Annotated in this window: 17 protein-coding genes and 1 riboswitch; of the genes, 8 read left to right on the top strand and 9 right to left on the bottom strand. The window is 68.8% G+C overall.

The features are described from left to right. Positions 1-6: 6 nt before the first annotated feature. Positions 7-1,467 (bottom strand): D-alanyl-D-alanine carboxypeptidase/D-alanyl-D-alanine endopeptidase, encoded by a 1,461-nt coding sequence (dacB, locus tag ACQP1O_RS01955; protein ID WP_433564220.1) that lies wholly within the window; start codon positions 1,465-1,467, stop codon positions 7-9. Between the two features lie 133 nt (positions 1,468-1,600). On the opposite strand from dacB, the gene ppa reads away from it, so the two are divergent. Then, the gene (gene ppa, locus ACQP1O_RS01950) at positions 1,601-2,092 is read left to right on the top strand and encodes an inorganic diphosphatase (protein WP_433564219.1); all 492 of its coding nucleotides are present in this window, start codon (positions 1,601-1,603) and stop codon (positions 2,090-2,092) included. A gap of 65 nt (positions 2,093-2,157) precedes the next feature. Here the strand turns inward: ppa and ACQP1O_RS01945 are convergent, their stop codons facing one another. Both ACQP1O_RS01945 and ACQP1O_RS01940 read right to left on the bottom strand, forming a co-directional pair. After that, positions 2,158-3,813, bottom strand: a complete 1,656-nt coding sequence (locus tag ACQP1O_RS01945) for an MDR family MFS transporter (protein ID WP_433564218.1) — start codon at positions 3,811-3,813, stop codon at positions 2,158-2,160. A gap of 85 nt (positions 3,814-3,898) precedes the next feature. Further along, positions 3,899-4,720: a crotonase/enoyl-CoA hydratase family protein gene (locus tag ACQP1O_RS01940; RefSeq protein WP_433564217.1), complete on the bottom strand. Its 822-nt coding sequence runs from the start codon at positions 4,718-4,720 to the stop codon at positions 3,899-3,901. 146 nt (positions 4,721-4,866) lie between these two features. Between ACQP1O_RS01940 and ACQP1O_RS01935 the strand changes: the two genes are divergently transcribed. From ACQP1O_RS01935 to ACQP1O_RS01925, 3 genes are all read left to right on the top strand, one after another. Beyond that, positions 4,867-5,187: a 2-oxo-4-hydroxy-4-carboxy-5-ureidoimidazoline decarboxylase gene (locus tag ACQP1O_RS01935; protein WP_433564216.1), complete on the top strand. Its 321-nt coding sequence runs from the start codon at positions 4,867-4,869 to the stop codon at positions 5,185-5,187. A gap of 40 nt (positions 5,188-5,227) precedes the next feature. Beyond that, complete coding sequence (locus tag ACQP1O_RS01930; protein WP_433564215.1) at positions 5,228-5,701, top strand: YbaK/EbsC family protein; 474 nt, start codon at positions 5,228-5,230, stop codon at positions 5,699-5,701. Between the two features lie 99 nt (positions 5,702-5,800). Next, complete coding sequence (locus ACQP1O_RS01925; RefSeq protein WP_433564214.1) at positions 5,801-6,349, top strand: flavin reductase family protein; 549 nt, start codon at positions 5,801-5,803, stop codon at positions 6,347-6,349. 13 nt (positions 6,350-6,362) lie between these two features. Here ACQP1O_RS01925 and ACQP1O_RS01920 read toward each other — a convergent pair whose 3' ends face one another. The 3 genes from ACQP1O_RS01920 to ACQP1O_RS01910 form a co-directional block, all read right to left on the bottom strand. Next, complete coding sequence (locus tag ACQP1O_RS01920; protein WP_433564213.1) at positions 6,363-7,001, bottom strand: LysE family translocator; 639 nt, start codon at positions 6,999-7,001, stop codon at positions 6,363-6,365. Between the two features lie 152 nt (positions 7,002-7,153). Then, entirely contained in the window at positions 7,154-7,813 is a 660-nt protein-coding gene (locus tag ACQP1O_RS01915) for a heme oxygenase (biliverdin-producing) (RefSeq protein WP_433564212.1), read from the bottom strand. Between the two features lie 165 nt (positions 7,814-7,978). Further along, on the bottom strand, positions 7,979-8,440 hold the full coding sequence (locus ACQP1O_RS01910) for a MarR family winged helix-turn-helix transcriptional regulator (protein ID WP_433564211.1): 462 nt from the start codon (positions 8,438-8,440) through the stop codon (positions 7,979-7,981). Between the two features lie 54 nt (positions 8,441-8,494). Here ACQP1O_RS01910 and ACQP1O_RS01905 point away from each other — a divergent pair, with 54 nt between their 5' ends. Then, a complete protein-coding gene (locus ACQP1O_RS01905; RefSeq protein WP_433564210.1) occupies positions 8,495-9,346 on the top strand; it encodes an SAM-dependent methyltransferase in 852 nt (283 codons plus the stop codon). Positions 9,347-9,410: 64 nt separating this feature from the next. Next, a riboswitch (SAM riboswitch) is annotated at positions 9,411-9,524 on the top strand. A 56-nt stretch (positions 9,525-9,580) separates the two neighbouring features. Further along, complete coding sequence (locus ACQP1O_RS01900) at positions 9,581-10,894, top strand: aminotransferase class V-fold PLP-dependent enzyme (RefSeq protein WP_433564209.1); 1,314 nt, start codon at positions 9,581-9,583, stop codon at positions 10,892-10,894. 16 nt (positions 10,895-10,910) lie between these two features. On the opposite strand, the gene ACQP1O_RS01895 is transcribed toward ACQP1O_RS01900, so the two are convergent. Beyond that, positions 10,911-11,099: a hypothetical protein gene (locus ACQP1O_RS01895; protein WP_433564208.1), complete on the bottom strand. Its 189-nt coding sequence runs from the start codon at positions 11,097-11,099 to the stop codon at positions 10,911-10,913. Positions 11,100-11,117: 18 nt separating this feature from the next. Further along, positions 11,118-11,576 carry a DUF2752 domain-containing protein gene (locus ACQP1O_RS01890; protein WP_433567551.1) on the bottom strand — a complete coding sequence of 153 codons (459 nt, stop codon included), beginning with the start codon at positions 11,574-11,576 and terminating at the stop codon, positions 11,118-11,120. A gap of 120 nt (positions 11,577-11,696) precedes the next feature. Between ACQP1O_RS01890 and ACQP1O_RS01885 the strand changes: the two genes are divergently transcribed. Next, complete coding sequence (locus tag ACQP1O_RS01885) at positions 11,697-12,338, top strand: hypothetical protein (protein ID WP_433564207.1); 642 nt, start codon at positions 11,697-11,699, stop codon at positions 12,336-12,338. A 63-nt stretch (positions 12,339-12,401) separates the two neighbouring features. On the opposite strand, the gene ACQP1O_RS01880 is transcribed toward ACQP1O_RS01885, so the two are convergent. Continuing rightward, on the bottom strand, positions 12,402-13,031 hold the full coding sequence (locus tag ACQP1O_RS01880) for a TetR family transcriptional regulator (RefSeq protein WP_433564206.1): 630 nt from the start codon (positions 13,029-13,031) through the stop codon (positions 12,402-12,404). Positions 13,032-13,183: 152 nt separating this feature from the next. Here ACQP1O_RS01880 and ACQP1O_RS01875 point away from each other — a divergent pair, with 152 nt between their 5' ends. Next, a complete protein-coding gene (locus ACQP1O_RS01875) occupies positions 13,184-13,972 on the top strand; it encodes an SDR family oxidoreductase (RefSeq protein WP_379383355.1) in 789 nt (262 codons plus the stop codon). Positions 13,973-13,988 lie beyond the last annotated feature (16 nt).

Here is a 13,988-nt window from a genome sequence, read left to right as displayed (position 1 = left end):
CACCCGTCAGGAGCAGCCACAGTTGCGCAGTGCGTTGGCGACGGCATCCAGCGCGGGTCGGCTCACCTCCGGCGGCCGATCGTTCGACATCAAGGCGAACGTCAGGACCCGTCCGTCGCGGTCCAGCACATAACCCACCAACGCACTCGAGACGGACAGAGTTCCGGTTTTGGCCCGGATCCACCCCGCCCCGTCTCGATCCCGGTCGACATAGCGGGTCGCCAGGGAACCGGTGCCGCCCGCCACCGGCAGGAAGTCCAGCAGCGGCGCGAGCGGGGAGCCGTCGGTGGTGGTCGCGGCCGGGTCGGCGGTCGAATTGCCTTGGGGACCGGCGCCGTTGGGCAGCGCGGCCACGGTCAGCACCCGGTTGAGTAGGCGCGGGGGAATGTGGTCGTCGGTCGAGAGTCCGCTGTTGTCGGCCATTTTCAGGCCGGTCAGATCGAATCCGGCGGCCTGCAGCACGGTCGTCATGGCGGTCACCGCGCCGGTGAAGGAGGCTTCCTGCCCGCTCGCCACCGCGACCTCGCGGCCGATGGCCTCGGCCAGCACATTGTCGGAGTGCACCATGGCCTGCAGCATGCGTTCCCGCAGCGGCGCGGACTCCACGGCGGCCAGCTGGTTCGCGCTCGCCGGGGCGGTGCCCAGCTTCACCTTGGCGGGATCAACGCCCAGTTCGGTAGCCAGCTTCCGGCCCGCGTCGAGGGCGGGAGTGGGTGTGCGGGGCGAATATTCGACCAGCGGGTCCAGGCGGCCGCCGTCGATCATGACCGGGTCCAGCGGTGCGATGGAGCCGCCCGCGATATCGGCGTTGTCCCAGCCGGGCGCGAAGTTCGGGCCCGCGTAGGCGGAGGTGTCGACCACGATGGAGTCCACTCGCTGCCCGGCGGTCTTGATCTGCGCGACCAGGTCCTGCAGTCGGGGCGCGTCCGGGTAGTAGCCCTTGCCGTCCGGCTGCGCGGTGATGGTCGGGTCGCCGCCGCCGACCAGCACGATCTCGCCGGGAGCCGAGCCGGTCACCACCTTCGTGGTGACCCGGTGATCGTCCGCCAGGGCGAGCAGTCCGGCCGCGGTGGTGAGGATCTTGGCGGTGGAGGACGGGATCATGCCCTTGTCCGGCTCCATGGTCCACAGCACCTTGCCGGTGTCCCCGTCGGAGACCGAGGCGGCGAAGATCCCGAGGTCCGGATTGCCGACCACCGGTCCGAGCGCGGCGGCCAGCCCGTTCGAGGAGGCGGCGGGCGCGGTCACCGGGGCGGGCGCGACCTGCGGAATCGGCTTCACGGGCGCGGGCGGATCGGCGATCGTCAACCCCCCGTGCCGGAATTCCTCCGTCCACGGCTTCAGGATCACCGCTACCGCCCCGGCCGCCGCCACCACGACGACCAGCACCAAAGACACCACGATCCAGGTTCTGCGCCGCCGCTTGGCCTCCAGACCACCGATGTTCTGCTTGTTCCGACCAAACACCTGCCGCTGTCTCCCTGATACCTGTGGTGGGGCTGATGGCTCTACCGCGGTCCACACTATCCTCGTTGCGCAGTCGTTCCCTTGAACGAGCTGGCGAGTCGGCAGCTATACCGCCCACCGAAAAGGAGATGACGTGGAGTTCGACGTCACCATCGAGATCCCCCGGGGTCAGCGCAACAAGTACGAGGTCGATCACGAGACCGGACGCGTTCGGCTGGACCGCTACCTGTACACGCCGATGATGTACCCGGCCGACTACGGCTACATCGAGAACACCCTCGGCGGCGACGGCGATCCGCTGGATTGCATGGTGCTGCTGCCCGAGTCCGTGTTCCCGGGTGTGCTGGTCGAGGCCCGTCCCGTCGGCGTGCTCATCATGAGCGACGAGGCCGGCATCGACGAGAAGCTGGTGGCGGTGCCCGCCGGCGACAAGCGCTGGGCCCACATCCAGGACGTCGAGGACATCCCGGAGTTCCAGCGCAAGGAGATCGCGCACTTCTTCGAGCACTACAAGGACCTGGAGCCCGGCAAGTGGGTCAAGGTCGAGGGCTGGGAGGGCCGCGAGAAGGCCGAGAAGCTGGTCGACGAGGCCTACGCTCGCCTGAAGGAGCAGGGCGGCCACTGAGCACCCGCTGACGAGGGGCGGCGCGGATTCCGCGCCGCCCCTTTCGTTTTCCCGAATCCCCGGTCCTACTCGGCAGCGGCCGCGAGCCCGGCGGTCGTGCGCAGCGGGACTTCCTTCCAGAACACCACCAGCACGAACGCGAGCAGGGTGACGGCGGACGTGGTCAGGAAGACCGTCGACAGCGATTCCGCGAATCCCACCTTGAACGGGTGTGCGAGCACGGGATCGAGCTTCTGGATCACCGAGCTGTCGTTCAGCACCCCCTGCGCCGCCGAGGTGTCGTGGTTCAGAAATCCTTGCGACAGCGCCATATCCGCGGGATTCCCGTCGTGCGCCCCGGCGGCGACGGCGTCCTGGAACTTGCGGTCCTTGCCCGCCTCCATCAGCTGCGCGCGAATATTGGGTCCGAGCCGATCGAACAGGATCGACAGGAACACTGCGGCGCCGAGCGTGCCGCCGATCTGCCGGAAGAAGGTGGCGGCAGCCGTGGAGACGCCCATGTCCTTGGGCGGCAACGCATTCTGCAGCGCCACGATGAGCGGCTGCATGAGATTGCCCAGCCCGAAGCCCACGCACAGCATGAAAAGCACCACGACCCAGAACGCCGTATCGGCCTCGAGGTAGTGCAGCAGGAACAGCCCGACGGTGATCATGGCCGAGCCCAGCAGCGTGTAGACGCGGTAGTGCCCGGTGCGCGAGATCAGTTGCCCCGACACCACCGAGCCGATCATCATGCCCAGCACCATGGGGATCATCTGCAGTCCGCCCAGCATCGGGCTCGCACCCCGGTCGGCCTGCAAATACTGTGGCAGCAGCAGGATTCCGCCGAACATGCCCGCGCCCACCACGAACGAGATGACCACGCCGAGCGCGAAGGTGCGATCGGCGAAGATACGCAGTGGGACGAGCGCCGCCTCTCCGAGCGCGGCTTCCACCAGGATGAAGGCGATCACCCCGAGCGCGCCGATCAGGTAGCAGACGATGGATCGCGCACTGCCCCAGCCCCATTCGCGCCCCTGCTGGGCCACGATGAGCAGCGGGCCGATGGCGATGATGAGCGCCAGCGCGCCCCAGTAGTCCACGCGGTCACGGGATTTCTCGCGCGGCGGCAGGCGCAGTACCCGGGTCACCACGACCAGGGTGAACAGGCCGATGGGCACGTTCACCAGGAACACCCAGCGCCAGCCCGCGATCCCGAGAATGCTGTGCTGCCCCGCGAACAGCCCGCCCAGCACCGGCCCGATCACACTCGAGGTACCGAACACGGCCAGGAAATACCCTTGGTACCTGGACCTTTCGCGTGGGCTCACGATGTCGCCCACGATGGTCAGCGCCAGTGACATGAGCCCGCCCGCGCCCAGCCCCTGCAGCGCCCGGAAGGCGGCCAGCTCGTACATGGACTGCGCGAAGGTGCACAGCAGCGAGCCGGTCACGAAGATGGCGATCGAGGCGAGGTAGAAGGGCTTGCGCCCGTACATGTCCGAGAGCTTGCCGTACAGCGGGGTGGCCAGCGTGGCGGTGATCAGATACGCGGTGGTTGCCCAGGCCTGCAGCGAATACCCGTTCAGATCGTCGGCGATGGTGCGGATGGCGGTGGACACGATGGTCTGATCGAGCGCCGCGAGCAGGATGCCCAGCAGCAGCCCGCTGAGGATCACCATTATTTCGCGATGGCTGAAGCCGCCCTCACCGGTCGACTCGCTCACCTCGGATGTAGCCATGGCCAAACCTCCGGTCCCCCGCCCAAAACGATAGGCCGGGAACCGGAGGCATGGGGTCCTTTTACGAGGCAGAAGCCCCTTGGGGTCACTTCCCCTTGAACTCCGGGGGGCGCTTCTCGAAGACCGCCTGGATGGCCTCGGTGAGGTCCTCGGACGGCAGGAATGCCGAGTTCCAGGCCGACACATAGCGCAGCCCGTCGGCGATCCTGCCGCGCTTGGGCTGGTCGAGGACGTCCTTGATGCCCTGCACCACCAGGGGCGGGTTGGCGGCGATCTCGCGCGCCATGGCGTGGGCGGCGTCCAGTACGGCCTGCTGGTCGGCGTACACGTCGTTGATCAGGCCGATCTTCTCGGCGCGGGCCGCGTCGATGTCCTTGCCGGTGTAGGCGAGTTCACGCACGTGCCCCTCGCCGATGATGCCCGGCAGCCGGTGCAGCGAGCCGATGTCGGCGACGATGGCCACCTTGGCCTCGCGCAGGCTGAACTTCGCGTCGGCGCTGGCCAGGCGGACATCCGCGGCGGCGATGAGGTCCAGTCCGCCGCCGATGCACCAGCCGGAGATCGCCGCGATGACCGGCTTGACGCAGTCGGCGACCGCGGTGACGGAGTCCTGCATGCTGCGCACGTGCTTGAGGAAGTCGGTGCGCGGCCCGGCGAGCGCCCTGTCGGCCAGCAGCGGCCCGAAGAGCGGGCTCATGGCCGGCAGGTCCAGGCCGTAGGAGAAGTGCCGGCCGGATCCGGTGAGCACGATGGCGCGGATGTCCGGGTCGGCGTCGAGTTCGCCGAAGATCAGCGGCAGTTCGCGCCAGAAGTCGGGGCCCATGGCATTGCCCTTGCCGGGACCGGTGAGCGTCACCTGGGCGATGTGGTCCTTGCTTTCGACCTCGAAAGCCTTCCATTCGGTCATCGGTCCAGCGTATCGGGGGTGCCGGGGGCGTGTCGGGCCGGTGTTAATCCTGTGCTAAATCTGCTGCGTCCCAGTGTCTTCGAACCGCTTTCCGGCGGACGATTAGCGGGTCCGCACAACTCGCCCGTCCCGTGTGTGAGGTCTGGATGTTGATGCATCACGGAATCGGCCTCGACCGCTTCAATACGCTCCCCCGCCGCCGCGCGATTCATGCCCTGTACGAATGCTGCTGCAATGTCACCTGGGCCCAGAAGATCGCCGACGGCCGCCCGTACCCGGGTTACGCCGCACTCCAGACGGCCGCCGCGGCGGAGCTGCACGCCCTGTCCGCGATCGACCTGGAACGGGTCTTCGATTCCTGTGCGCACCAGTGGGTTTCGCAGCGCACCGTCGAGGAGCTGGCCCCGATCGTGCGCGACCGCCTCACCGAGCTGCTGGGCCCGGAGGAGGGCTATCCCGACTACTGATCCCCGGCACATCCACCGCAATCGCTCTACCCTGGTTGCCATGCGCAGGTCCCTGCCACCGGTCGCGTCGAAGGTCTCCGACACCTTGATCGCGCGCGGCCATCACGGGGTGATCATCACCCAGCCCAGTCCCACCCACACCGCGCAGGAAGCCGCCGACGCGCTCGGCGTGACCGTCGGGGCGATCACCAAATCGCTGGTCTTCCTGCTCGACGACGATCCGGTGCTGCTGCTGGTGTCCGGCGCGCACCAGGTGCATCTGAGCCGCACCGGGGAGCGCCTCGAGGGTACGCTCTCCCGGGCGCCCGCGGCCATGGTCCGCGAGGTGACCGGGCAGCCCATCGGGGGTGTCGCCCCGCTCGGGCACCCCACCAATCTGCCGACCTTCGTCGACACGGCGTTGTCGCGGTATCAGGAGTTGTGGGCCGCGGGCGGACATCCGAACACACTGTTCCGCACCACCTTCGGGGAACTGGTCCGGATCACCGCGGGCCTGGCCATCGATGTGGACTGAGCTTCATCACCGGCGCGGGCCGAGCGCTGCCACCGGCGTGAACCGAGGAATTTCTTACAGGGTGGAATAACCGGGCGCTCGACCACGTAGTTTCGTGACGTGAGCGATTCCCCGACGCCCGGCACCGAGCTACACGTGCCCGACGATCTGAGCGGTATTACCGCGCAGCAGTACCGCGCTGCCATGCGGCACTATCCGGCCGGGGTCACCATCGTCACGCTCGAGTCCGATCAGGGTCCCGTGGGCTTCACCGCCACCTCGTTCGCGTCGCTCTCCGCGCAGCCGCCGCTCATCTCGTTCAATATCGCCGAGACCTCCTCGAGCATCGAGGCCATGGTGCGGGCCGAATCGCTGGTGGTGCATTTCCTGGGCGAGCATCAGAAGCATCTGGCCCAGCGGTTCAGCCGGACCGCCGAGGAGCGTTTTACCGACCGATCCCTGTGGACGACGCTCGGCACCGGCGAACCCGTCCTGCACGGCACCCCCATCTGGGTCCGCGCCACGGTCCATCAGCTCCTCCCGATCGGCGACCACACCCTGGTCATCGGCCTGGTCACCCAGGTGCACGACAAAACCGAGAACTCCCCGGCGGTCGGCCCGCTGGTGTATTACAACGGCGCGTACCACCGCGCCGAGATCGCCGACTGACTCCGGCGCCGACTCAGGCCGCGGCCGAGGCCGCCGTGCCGATGCCCAGCGCCGCCAGGATCGCCGCGCTCGCCTGCTCCAGCCGCACCCGGACGCGCGGCCGTCGCAGCAACTCCACCGCCCGCGCGGCCGCCACCGCCAGCAGGATCATTTCGATTGCCGCGACACTGGATTCGATGGCCCCGAGCGTGAGCGTGTTGAGGAAAGTCACCTGGGTCAGGAACTGCGGCAGCACCGCGAGGTAGAACAACCCCACCTTCGGATTGAAGACACACGACAGCAATCCGGCAGCGAACGCCGAGCGCAGGGACGCCGGCTCACCCTGCGCCGCCACGACATCCGCCCCGCCGGCCGCCGCACCCGGCCCGCGCCGATGCGCCAGCAGCGCCCGAACGCCCAGGTACACCAGGTAGATTCCGCCGATCACCTTGAGCGTGCGATACGCGGTCGCCGACTGCTCCAGCAGCGCCGCGACCCCGGCCGCGACCACGGTGGCCCACACGATCCCACCGAACGCCGAGCCCACCGCGGCCGCGATTCCGGGTCGCGATCCGGCCATCGAGAATCGCAGTACCAGAAAGGTATCCGGCCCCGGTGTGAGCGCGAGCAGCACACACAACCCCACGAAACTCAGTAGCAGCGGAAAACTCATGCCCTCCATGGCAACCCATCACCACGGCCCGGCGCAAGGGTGAGATCGCCGACCCTGCCCCCGACGAACAGGGTCGACGACGCCCCCGGGAATGACGAAGGCCGCCGCCCCTGTCGATCAACGGGGGTCGGCGACCTTCGGGGTTGCGAGTTTCAGTTCCGCGCGCTGAATTCCGCACCCAGCTCACGGAACAGGTCAGTGTTCATCGTGAACGCCAGTCGCGCCTCGTCGAGTACGCGATCGACCTCGGGGCCGTCGAGGGGAAGCCGGTCGAGGGCCTCGCGGTAGTCGCGCTTGAACGCGGCCGGGTTGGCGATGTCCTCGAAGACGTAGAACCGCACGCCGTCGCCCTTCTTGGGCAGGTCCCACAGCTTCTCGGCGGTACCGCGAATGACCTGGCCGCCGGAGAGATCACCCAGGTAGCGGGTGTAGTGGTGGACGACATAGCCGGCCGGCCAGTCGCCCGCGCACTCCTCGATGCGGGCGGCGTAGGCGGCGGTGGCGGGCAGCGCGCTCAGTTCATCGCGCCAGTTCGCCCCACCGAGGTGGGCCAGGTCGGCCTCCAGCGAGGCCAGCCGCGCCAGTTCGGGCTTGACGAACGGGCCCGCGACCCGGTCGGAAGCCAGTGCGGCGGAGTGCTTTTCGAGAGCGGCGTAGACGAACCAGAGCTGGGCGGTGTACCGGTAGAAGGCCTCCACGCCGAGCTGTCCGCCGAGCATGTCGCGCATGAACGTGGAGTGTTCCGCCTCGTTGTGCTGCTGCTCGGTCGCGGTGCGAATGAGCGTCGAGAACGGGGTGCTGGTCTCCAGCATGGTCGGGCTCCTCGTGGTCAACTCGGGGGCACACCACTTTGGCTACCCTAACTTCGACTCCGACCATACGCCCCAGCAACGATCGCGCGATTCGAACTTTGCGGCCCACCCGATCCAACTTTCGGACGATTTTTCCGAAACGGGTGTGCTGTTCACCACACCCTCTCAGGGCCGCTGCAGTTGATGTGCGGTCTCCCGCAGTGCGCCGGCGGCCCGCGCGAAATAGTCGAACAGCACCTCGAGCTGCTGCGGCCCGTAATCGGCGAACACCTCCGCCATCCGCGTCCGCTGCGGCGCGAGGACGGCATCGATCCGGCCGCCCGGATCCGGCGCGGGTTCGATCACCACCTTCCGCCGATCGGCCGGATCGGCCACCCGCCGGACATATCCGGCCCGCTCGAGCCGGTCCACCAGCCGGGTGACCGCACCGGTGGACAGCCCGGTGCGGTCGGCCAGCTCGCCCGCGGTCATGGATCCGGCCAGCGCGATCAGGTTCAGCGCGAAGAAGTCGGTCGGGCCGAGCCCGAGCGCCTGCGCGGTGGTGTGGGCGACCACGGCCTGCGCGGTCAGGTACTCGCGATAGGCGGCGCTGCCCTGCGACAGCAGCGTATATTTATCTGCATCCATGCAACTACTGCCTTTGTTCAGATACTTGTCGGATGCAGAAAGAGTAGCGCCACCATGGCCGACAGAGCCGCCAGCACCTCCCTGATCCCCATGCTCATCGCCGCGACCGAGAACGCCGAACCCACGGAAAACCGTTTACTCACAGACGATCTCGCCATCCGAATGCTGCCCGCCGGGCTGCGCCCGCTGGTGCGCCGGCCACGCGCCCGGCGCTGGCTGCGCGGGGTGATGGACCGGCAGGATCCCGGCATCTGGAACAGCCTGGCCTGCCGCAAGAGGTACTTCGACGAGCGGACCGCAGCCGTCCTCCGCGACGGCGCCGCAGCCCTGGTCGTACTCGGCGCAGGCCTCGACACCCGTGCCTGCCGCCTGGCCGCACCGGCAGGGATACCGGCCTTCGAGGTGGACCTGCCGGTGAACATCGCACTCAAGCAGCGGCGAATCCCACTGCCGGGCGCCGTCGTTCCGATCCCGATCGACTTCGAGCGCCAGCCCCTCGCCACCGCGCTGGCCGAGTCCGGATACCGCGCCGAGTCGACGACCCTGTTCCTTTGGGAGGGCGTGACCCAGTACCTGACCGAGCAGGCCGTGCGCGCCACCTTCGCGGCGCTCGCCACCGCGCCCGCGGGCAGCAGCCTGATCTTCAGCTACATCCGGCAGGACTTTCTCGACGGTTCGAACCTCGACGGATGCGAGTCGGCCTACCGCAGATTCGTTGCTGGGCAAGGTATCTGGCGCTTCGGGCTGCATCCCGGCGCGGTGTCCGGACTGCTCGCCGAATACGGCTGGCGCGAGCTCGAACAGGTCGGCGGTGCGGAATACACCGAGCGCTTTCTCGCACCCGCCGGCCGGGGCGGCGAACGGGTTCCGGACCTCGAACGATGCGTCTGGGCCGAGAAGGTCTGACCCCGCCGGGCCACGCCGGTCAGGGTTGACAAGCCCGCGACGCGTCTGCGAGTCTCTGCAATCAGGTCATGAGTACCAGTGCGAAGCCCCGGCTTGCTGGTCGGCAACCCTCCTCCGCGGTGGGGTGCTCCGGGTGACGACCGGGCCGACGTCCGACCGGGCGCGGCAAGCGCGGACTCTCGATCGATTCCTGTTTCCCCGATCGCGTGTCCATGAACCCGACGGGATTTCGTGATGACTGCTTTCGCCGACCAGACCTGTGCCGCCCTCGCCGCCGTCTCCGGCTGTGACCTGCGAGTCCCGCTCGTCCAGGGCGGGACGGCCGGCTACGCCAACTTCGACTACGCCGCCAGCGCACCCGCATTGCGGCAGGTCACCGACCGGGTCGCGGACCTGCTGCCCTACTACGCCAGCGTGCACCGCGGCGCGGGTTACGCTTCCCGGGTCTCCACCGACTGCTACGAGTCGGCCCGCGGTTCGGTCGCCCGCTTCCTGAACGCGACCGACGACCAGGTGGTGGTCTTCACCCGCAACACCACCGACTCACTGAACCTGCTCGCCGCCTGTGTGCCGGGTGACACCGTCGTGCTGGATGTGGAGCACCACGCCAACCTGCTGCCCTGGACCCGGCGCGGCCGCCGGGTGGTTCCGGTCGCGGACACCATCGAGGAGACCATCCAGCGCCTGGTCGCCGAGCTGTGCTCGAAACCCGCTGCGCTGCTGGCTGTTACGGGCGCCTCCAATGTGACCGGCGAACTGCTGCCGCTGGAGCGGCTGGCCTGGATCGCCCATCAGTGCGGTACCCGCATCCTGGTGGACGCCGCACAGCTGGCCCCGCACCGCCGAATCGACCTGCTCACCACCGGCATCGACTACCTGGCCTTCTCCGGCCACAAGACCTACGCCCCGTTCGGCGCGGGCGTGCTGGTCGGCCGCCGGGACTGGCTGGACGCGGCCGAGCCCTACCTGGCCGGCGGCGGCGCGGTGCGCTCGGTGAGCACCGAGGTTGTCGAATGGGCCCCCGCCCCGCAGCGCCACGAGGCCGGTTCCCCGAACGTGCTGGGCGTCGCCGCCCTGGCCGCGGCCTGCGACGCTCTCGCCGAGCTGGACGAGACCACCGTGATCGAGCACGAGCAGTACCTCACCCACCGCCTGCGCTACGGCCTGAAAACCGTTCCGGGCGTGAACTTCCTGCGGATCTGGCGCGACAGCACCGACGCGGTCGGCATTGTCGCCTTCACCGTCGACGGCTTCGAGCCCGGCCAGGTGGCCGCCTATCTCTCCGCCGAGCACGGCATCGGGGTGCGCGACGGCCGCTTCTGCGCTCACCCGCTGCTGTCCCGCCTCGGGGTCGATGCCGCCCTGCGCGCCAGCATCGGCCTGGGCACCACCGCCGCCGATGTCGACCGCCTCGTCGACGCCATCGCCACCCTGGTGGCGCGCGGCCCGGCGTGGAATTACGCCCGCACCGAGGGACATTGGAACCCGGTCCCCGAGACCCGCCCCTTCGGCAGTTCGGCCGCGGGCGGGGCTGCCTGCGGTTTCTGAACCGGCCGGAAGCCGGTCAGGGCACCATGTAACGGGCCGCGAGCACCTCGACGAGTGGATCGTCCTCGGCCACCGCGTCGAGCGCATCGAGGTCGACTTGCACGGAGAGCTGCCGGGTGTCCTCCTGATCGGGGTCCGGCGGCCCATCCTCCTCGAGCTGCCGGATCAGCTTCTGCCGCACGCGCTCCTTCAGCGAATCGCTCATACGCAGAGCATGCCCCGCCTAAACGGGCGCGATCCAACTACCCCACGGTGTGTTCCGCACAACCGTGAAGACCAGGAGAAATGCCAGCGCCACCCACACCGCGTACCTGGGCAGCACCTGCGGTAGTCGCGGCGGCACCGGATTGCCCCGCCACCCGCGCACCACCCAGGCGCCCCACCAGGCGATGAAGCCCAATGTCAGCGGGAGCAGCAGCACATTGCTGTGGATGGCGTCGAGGATCCGGCCATCGGTGAGGTTGTGCAGCCCGCGCAACCCGCCGCAGCCGGGGCACCAGTATCCGGTCAGTTCGTAGAACGGGCACACCCCGTAGGACCCCTGCACGTGCGGATCCCGGAAGTGCAGCAGCGCCAGCCCGCCGGCCGCCGCCCCACCGGTCAGCAGCGGTAGCCCGACGCCGAGCCACCGCAGCCGGGCGGGCGTTTCCATGACTGCTGCTGCCGTGGTGTCCACGACCATCAACGGTAGCCGCACCACCACCGCCCTGCCAGGTCGCACCGAACTTCGCACCCGGGAGAAGTCGAGCCTGCTTGGGTATGCTGCCCCGGCAATCGTTTTCGAGTTCGGGGGACCTCACTCATGTCACAGCAACCAGGTGGCGCGGCGCGCCGCGCGATCGCCATTGTCGGCGCCATCGCCGTGCTCATTCTCATCCGAGTCTGCATCAACGTCGTCGACCGCGCGTTCGGCCTCATAGGCCTGCTGTTCGTCATTCTCATCAGCGGCGGCGTCTGGTTCGCGCTCAAGAAGAAGCGCGAGAACGACCAGGCCGCCACGCCCATGTACACGCCGGCGCCGAGCCCCTACGACCAGGCGAGCACCCCGGTCCACGGCTACCCGGCCCCGGTCGGCTCCTTCTCGCCGCCGACCGGCACGCCCGACCAGGGCTACCCGCCGCCGAACGGCGCGGCCGCGCCCGGCTACGCCGCACCGCCGTCCTACCCGCCCGCCGCGAATACCGTTCCGTCCCAGGGCTGCGCGCCGCAGGGCTACCAGCCGGCGCCGAACCAGCCCGCGCCGCAGCCGAATTACCAGGCTCCGCAGCCCCAGCCGGGCTACCCGGCGCCGAACCAGCCGGGTTATGCCGCGCAGCCGTCGAATCAGTATGCGCCGCAAGGTTATCCGCCTCCGTCCGGCGGCGCCCAGCAGCCGGGCTACGCGCAGCAGGGCGGCTACCAGCAGCCCGCGCCGCCGAATTACCCCCAGCCTCACCAGCACTAGTTCATCGCGCTCGGAACGGCCCGCCCCGGATTCGATCCGGGGCGGGCCGTTCGCGTTCCGGCGTCAGCGGATCGGCGCGCGCTCCACCACCGGAGCGGTCAGCACCCCCGCCAGCATGTCCACGATCTCGCCCCACGCCGCCACGTCACCCGCGGCCACCCGGCCGGCCTCCACGGCCCGCTCGTGGTCGGCCAGCAGCGCGAACAGCACGGTCGGAAGCGCGCGTAACCGCCGCAGCCGCAACCGTTTCGGCAGATCGGTGAGTTCCCGCTCCAGCTGCTGCATGATCACCCGCACCGAGGTGCGCCGCGCGGATTCCAGATTGGCCGCGTCGGTGACGGCCCGATGGGTGTGGATCTGTTCGAGGAACCGCGCGTAGTGGTTGATCCCGTGCCGGTCGCTCAGCTCGAGCATGGGAATGACCAGCGCCTCCAGCAGGTCGTGCACGCCCGTCGCACCGGTACCGGCCTGTTCGGCCAGCAATTCCAGCCGCCGCACCTCCAGGGTGGCCAGCCGGTGTTCGACCACGGCCTCGATAAGCCCGTCGCGGGAGCCGAAGTGGTACTGGATCGCGGAGTTGTTCCGCTGTCCCGCGGCTGCCGCGATATCGCGCAGCGGCACCGCCTGCCCACGCTCGGCGATCAGCTGTTCCGCCGCGAGAATGATGCGCTCCCGCGCTTCTGTCACTGCCATTCGTACACCGTCACTGCTACCTGCCGCCGGTCCTTGCCACAGTCTGCACCATAGCCGTTCACCAGCGGATAAAGAACTTCTCCTTGACGATTAAGAACAAATGCTTAAGGTTGCTTGTGACTGTCGTCACCCCCAGAAGGACTGAATTCGCGATGATCCTGGACACCTTCCGACTGGACGGCCGCGTCGCCGTCGTGACCGGCGCGGGCCGCGGCATCGGCGCCGCCACCGCGCTCGCCCTCGCCGAAGCCGGTGCTGACGTGGCCATCTCGGCCCGCACCGCCGCCCAACTCGACGAGGTGGCGGGCAAGATCCACGCGCTCGGCCGCCGCGCCATCACGGTCCCCGCGGACCTGTCGGATCTTTCCGCCGTCACCGCGCTGGCCGAAACCGCCGCCGCCGAACTCGGCCGCATCGACATCGTGGTCAACAATGTCGGCGGCACCATGCCCAATACCTTCCTCACCACCACCCCCGAATTCCTCGAGGAGGCATTCCGTTTCAATGTCTCCACCGCCCACGCCCTCACCCAGGCCGCGGTGCCGCACATGCTGAAGAACGACGGCGGCTCGGTCGTCAATATCTCCTCGATGATGGGCCGCTCCCCCGGCCGCGGCTTCCTCGCCTACGGCACCGCCAAGGCCGCCCTCGCGCACTGGACCCGGCTGGCCGCCGCCGACCTGTCCCCCCGCATCCGGGTGAACGCCATCGCGGTCGGCTCGGTGCTCACCTCCGCGCTGGAAGTCGTTGCACAGCAACCGGAGATCAAGCAGCAGATGGAGGACGCCACCCCGCTGCACCGGCTCGGCGAGCCGTGGGAGATCGCCGCCGCGATCGTCTACCTGAGCTCCCGCGCGGGCGGGTACATCACCGGCAAGGTGCTCGAGGTGGACGGCGGCATCGCCGCGCCCAACCTCGACCTTCCCATCCCCGACCTGTAATCCGCCGCGCCGCAGG

The sequence above is a fragment of the Nocardia sp. CA-151230 genome, assembly GCF_050942175.1.
Lineage (GTDB): Bacteria > Actinomycetota > Actinomycetes > Mycobacteriales > Mycobacteriaceae > Nocardia.
This window is presented reverse-complemented; position numbering and strand designations above follow the sequence as displayed.

Excerpts from the sequence above, each read along its gene's own strand:
- ACQP1O_RS01945 (WP_433564218.1), bottom strand. The coding sequence starts at position 3,813 with ATGGCTACATCCGAGGTGAGCGAGTCGACCGGTGAGGGCGGCTTCAGC.
- ACQP1O_RS01940 (WP_433564217.1), bottom strand. The coding sequence starts at position 4,720 with ATGACCGAATGGAAGGCTTTCGAGGTCGAAAGCAAGGACCACATCGCC.
- ACQP1O_RS01935 (WP_433564216.1), top strand. The coding sequence starts at position 4,867 with ATGTTGATGCATCACGGAATCGGCCTCGACCGCTTCAATACGCTCCCC.
- ACQP1O_RS01930 (WP_433564215.1), top strand. The coding sequence starts at position 5,228 with ATGCGCAGGTCCCTGCCACCGGTCGCGTCGAAGGTCTCCGACACCTTG.
- ACQP1O_RS01920 (WP_433564213.1), bottom strand. The coding sequence starts at position 7,001 with ATGAGTTTTCCGCTGCTACTGAGTTTCGTGGGGTTGTGTGTGCTGCTC.
- ACQP1O_RS01915 (WP_433564212.1), bottom strand. The coding sequence starts at position 7,813 with ATGCTGGAGACCAGCACCCCGTTCTCGACGCTCATTCGCACCGCGACC.
- ACQP1O_RS01910 (WP_433564211.1), bottom strand. The coding sequence starts at position 8,440 with ATGGATGCAGATAAATATACGCTGCTGTCGCAGGGCAGCGCCGCCTAT.
- ACQP1O_RS01905 (WP_433564210.1), top strand. The coding sequence starts at position 8,495 with ATGGCCGACAGAGCCGCCAGCACCTCCCTGATCCCCATGCTCATCGCC.
- ACQP1O_RS01900 (WP_433564209.1), top strand. The coding sequence starts at position 9,581 with ATGACTGCTTTCGCCGACCAGACCTGTGCCGCCCTCGCCGCCGTCTCC.
- ACQP1O_RS01895 (WP_433564208.1), bottom strand. The coding sequence starts at position 11,099 with ATGAGCGATTCGCTGAAGGAGCGCGTGCGGCAGAAGCTGATCCGGCAG.
- ACQP1O_RS01890 (WP_433567551.1), bottom strand. The coding sequence starts at position 11,576 with ATGGTCGTGGACACCACGGCAGCAGCAGTCATGGAAACGCCCGCCCGG.
- ACQP1O_RS01885 (WP_433564207.1), top strand. The coding sequence starts at position 11,697 with ATGTCACAGCAACCAGGTGGCGCGGCGCGCCGCGCGATCGCCATTGTC.
- ACQP1O_RS01880 (WP_433564206.1), bottom strand. The coding sequence starts at position 13,031 with ATGGCAGTGACAGAAGCGCGGGAGCGCATCATTCTCGCGGCGGAACAG.
- ACQP1O_RS01875 (WP_379383355.1), top strand. The coding sequence starts at position 13,184 with ATGATCCTGGACACCTTCCGACTGGACGGCCGCGTCGCCGTCGTGACC.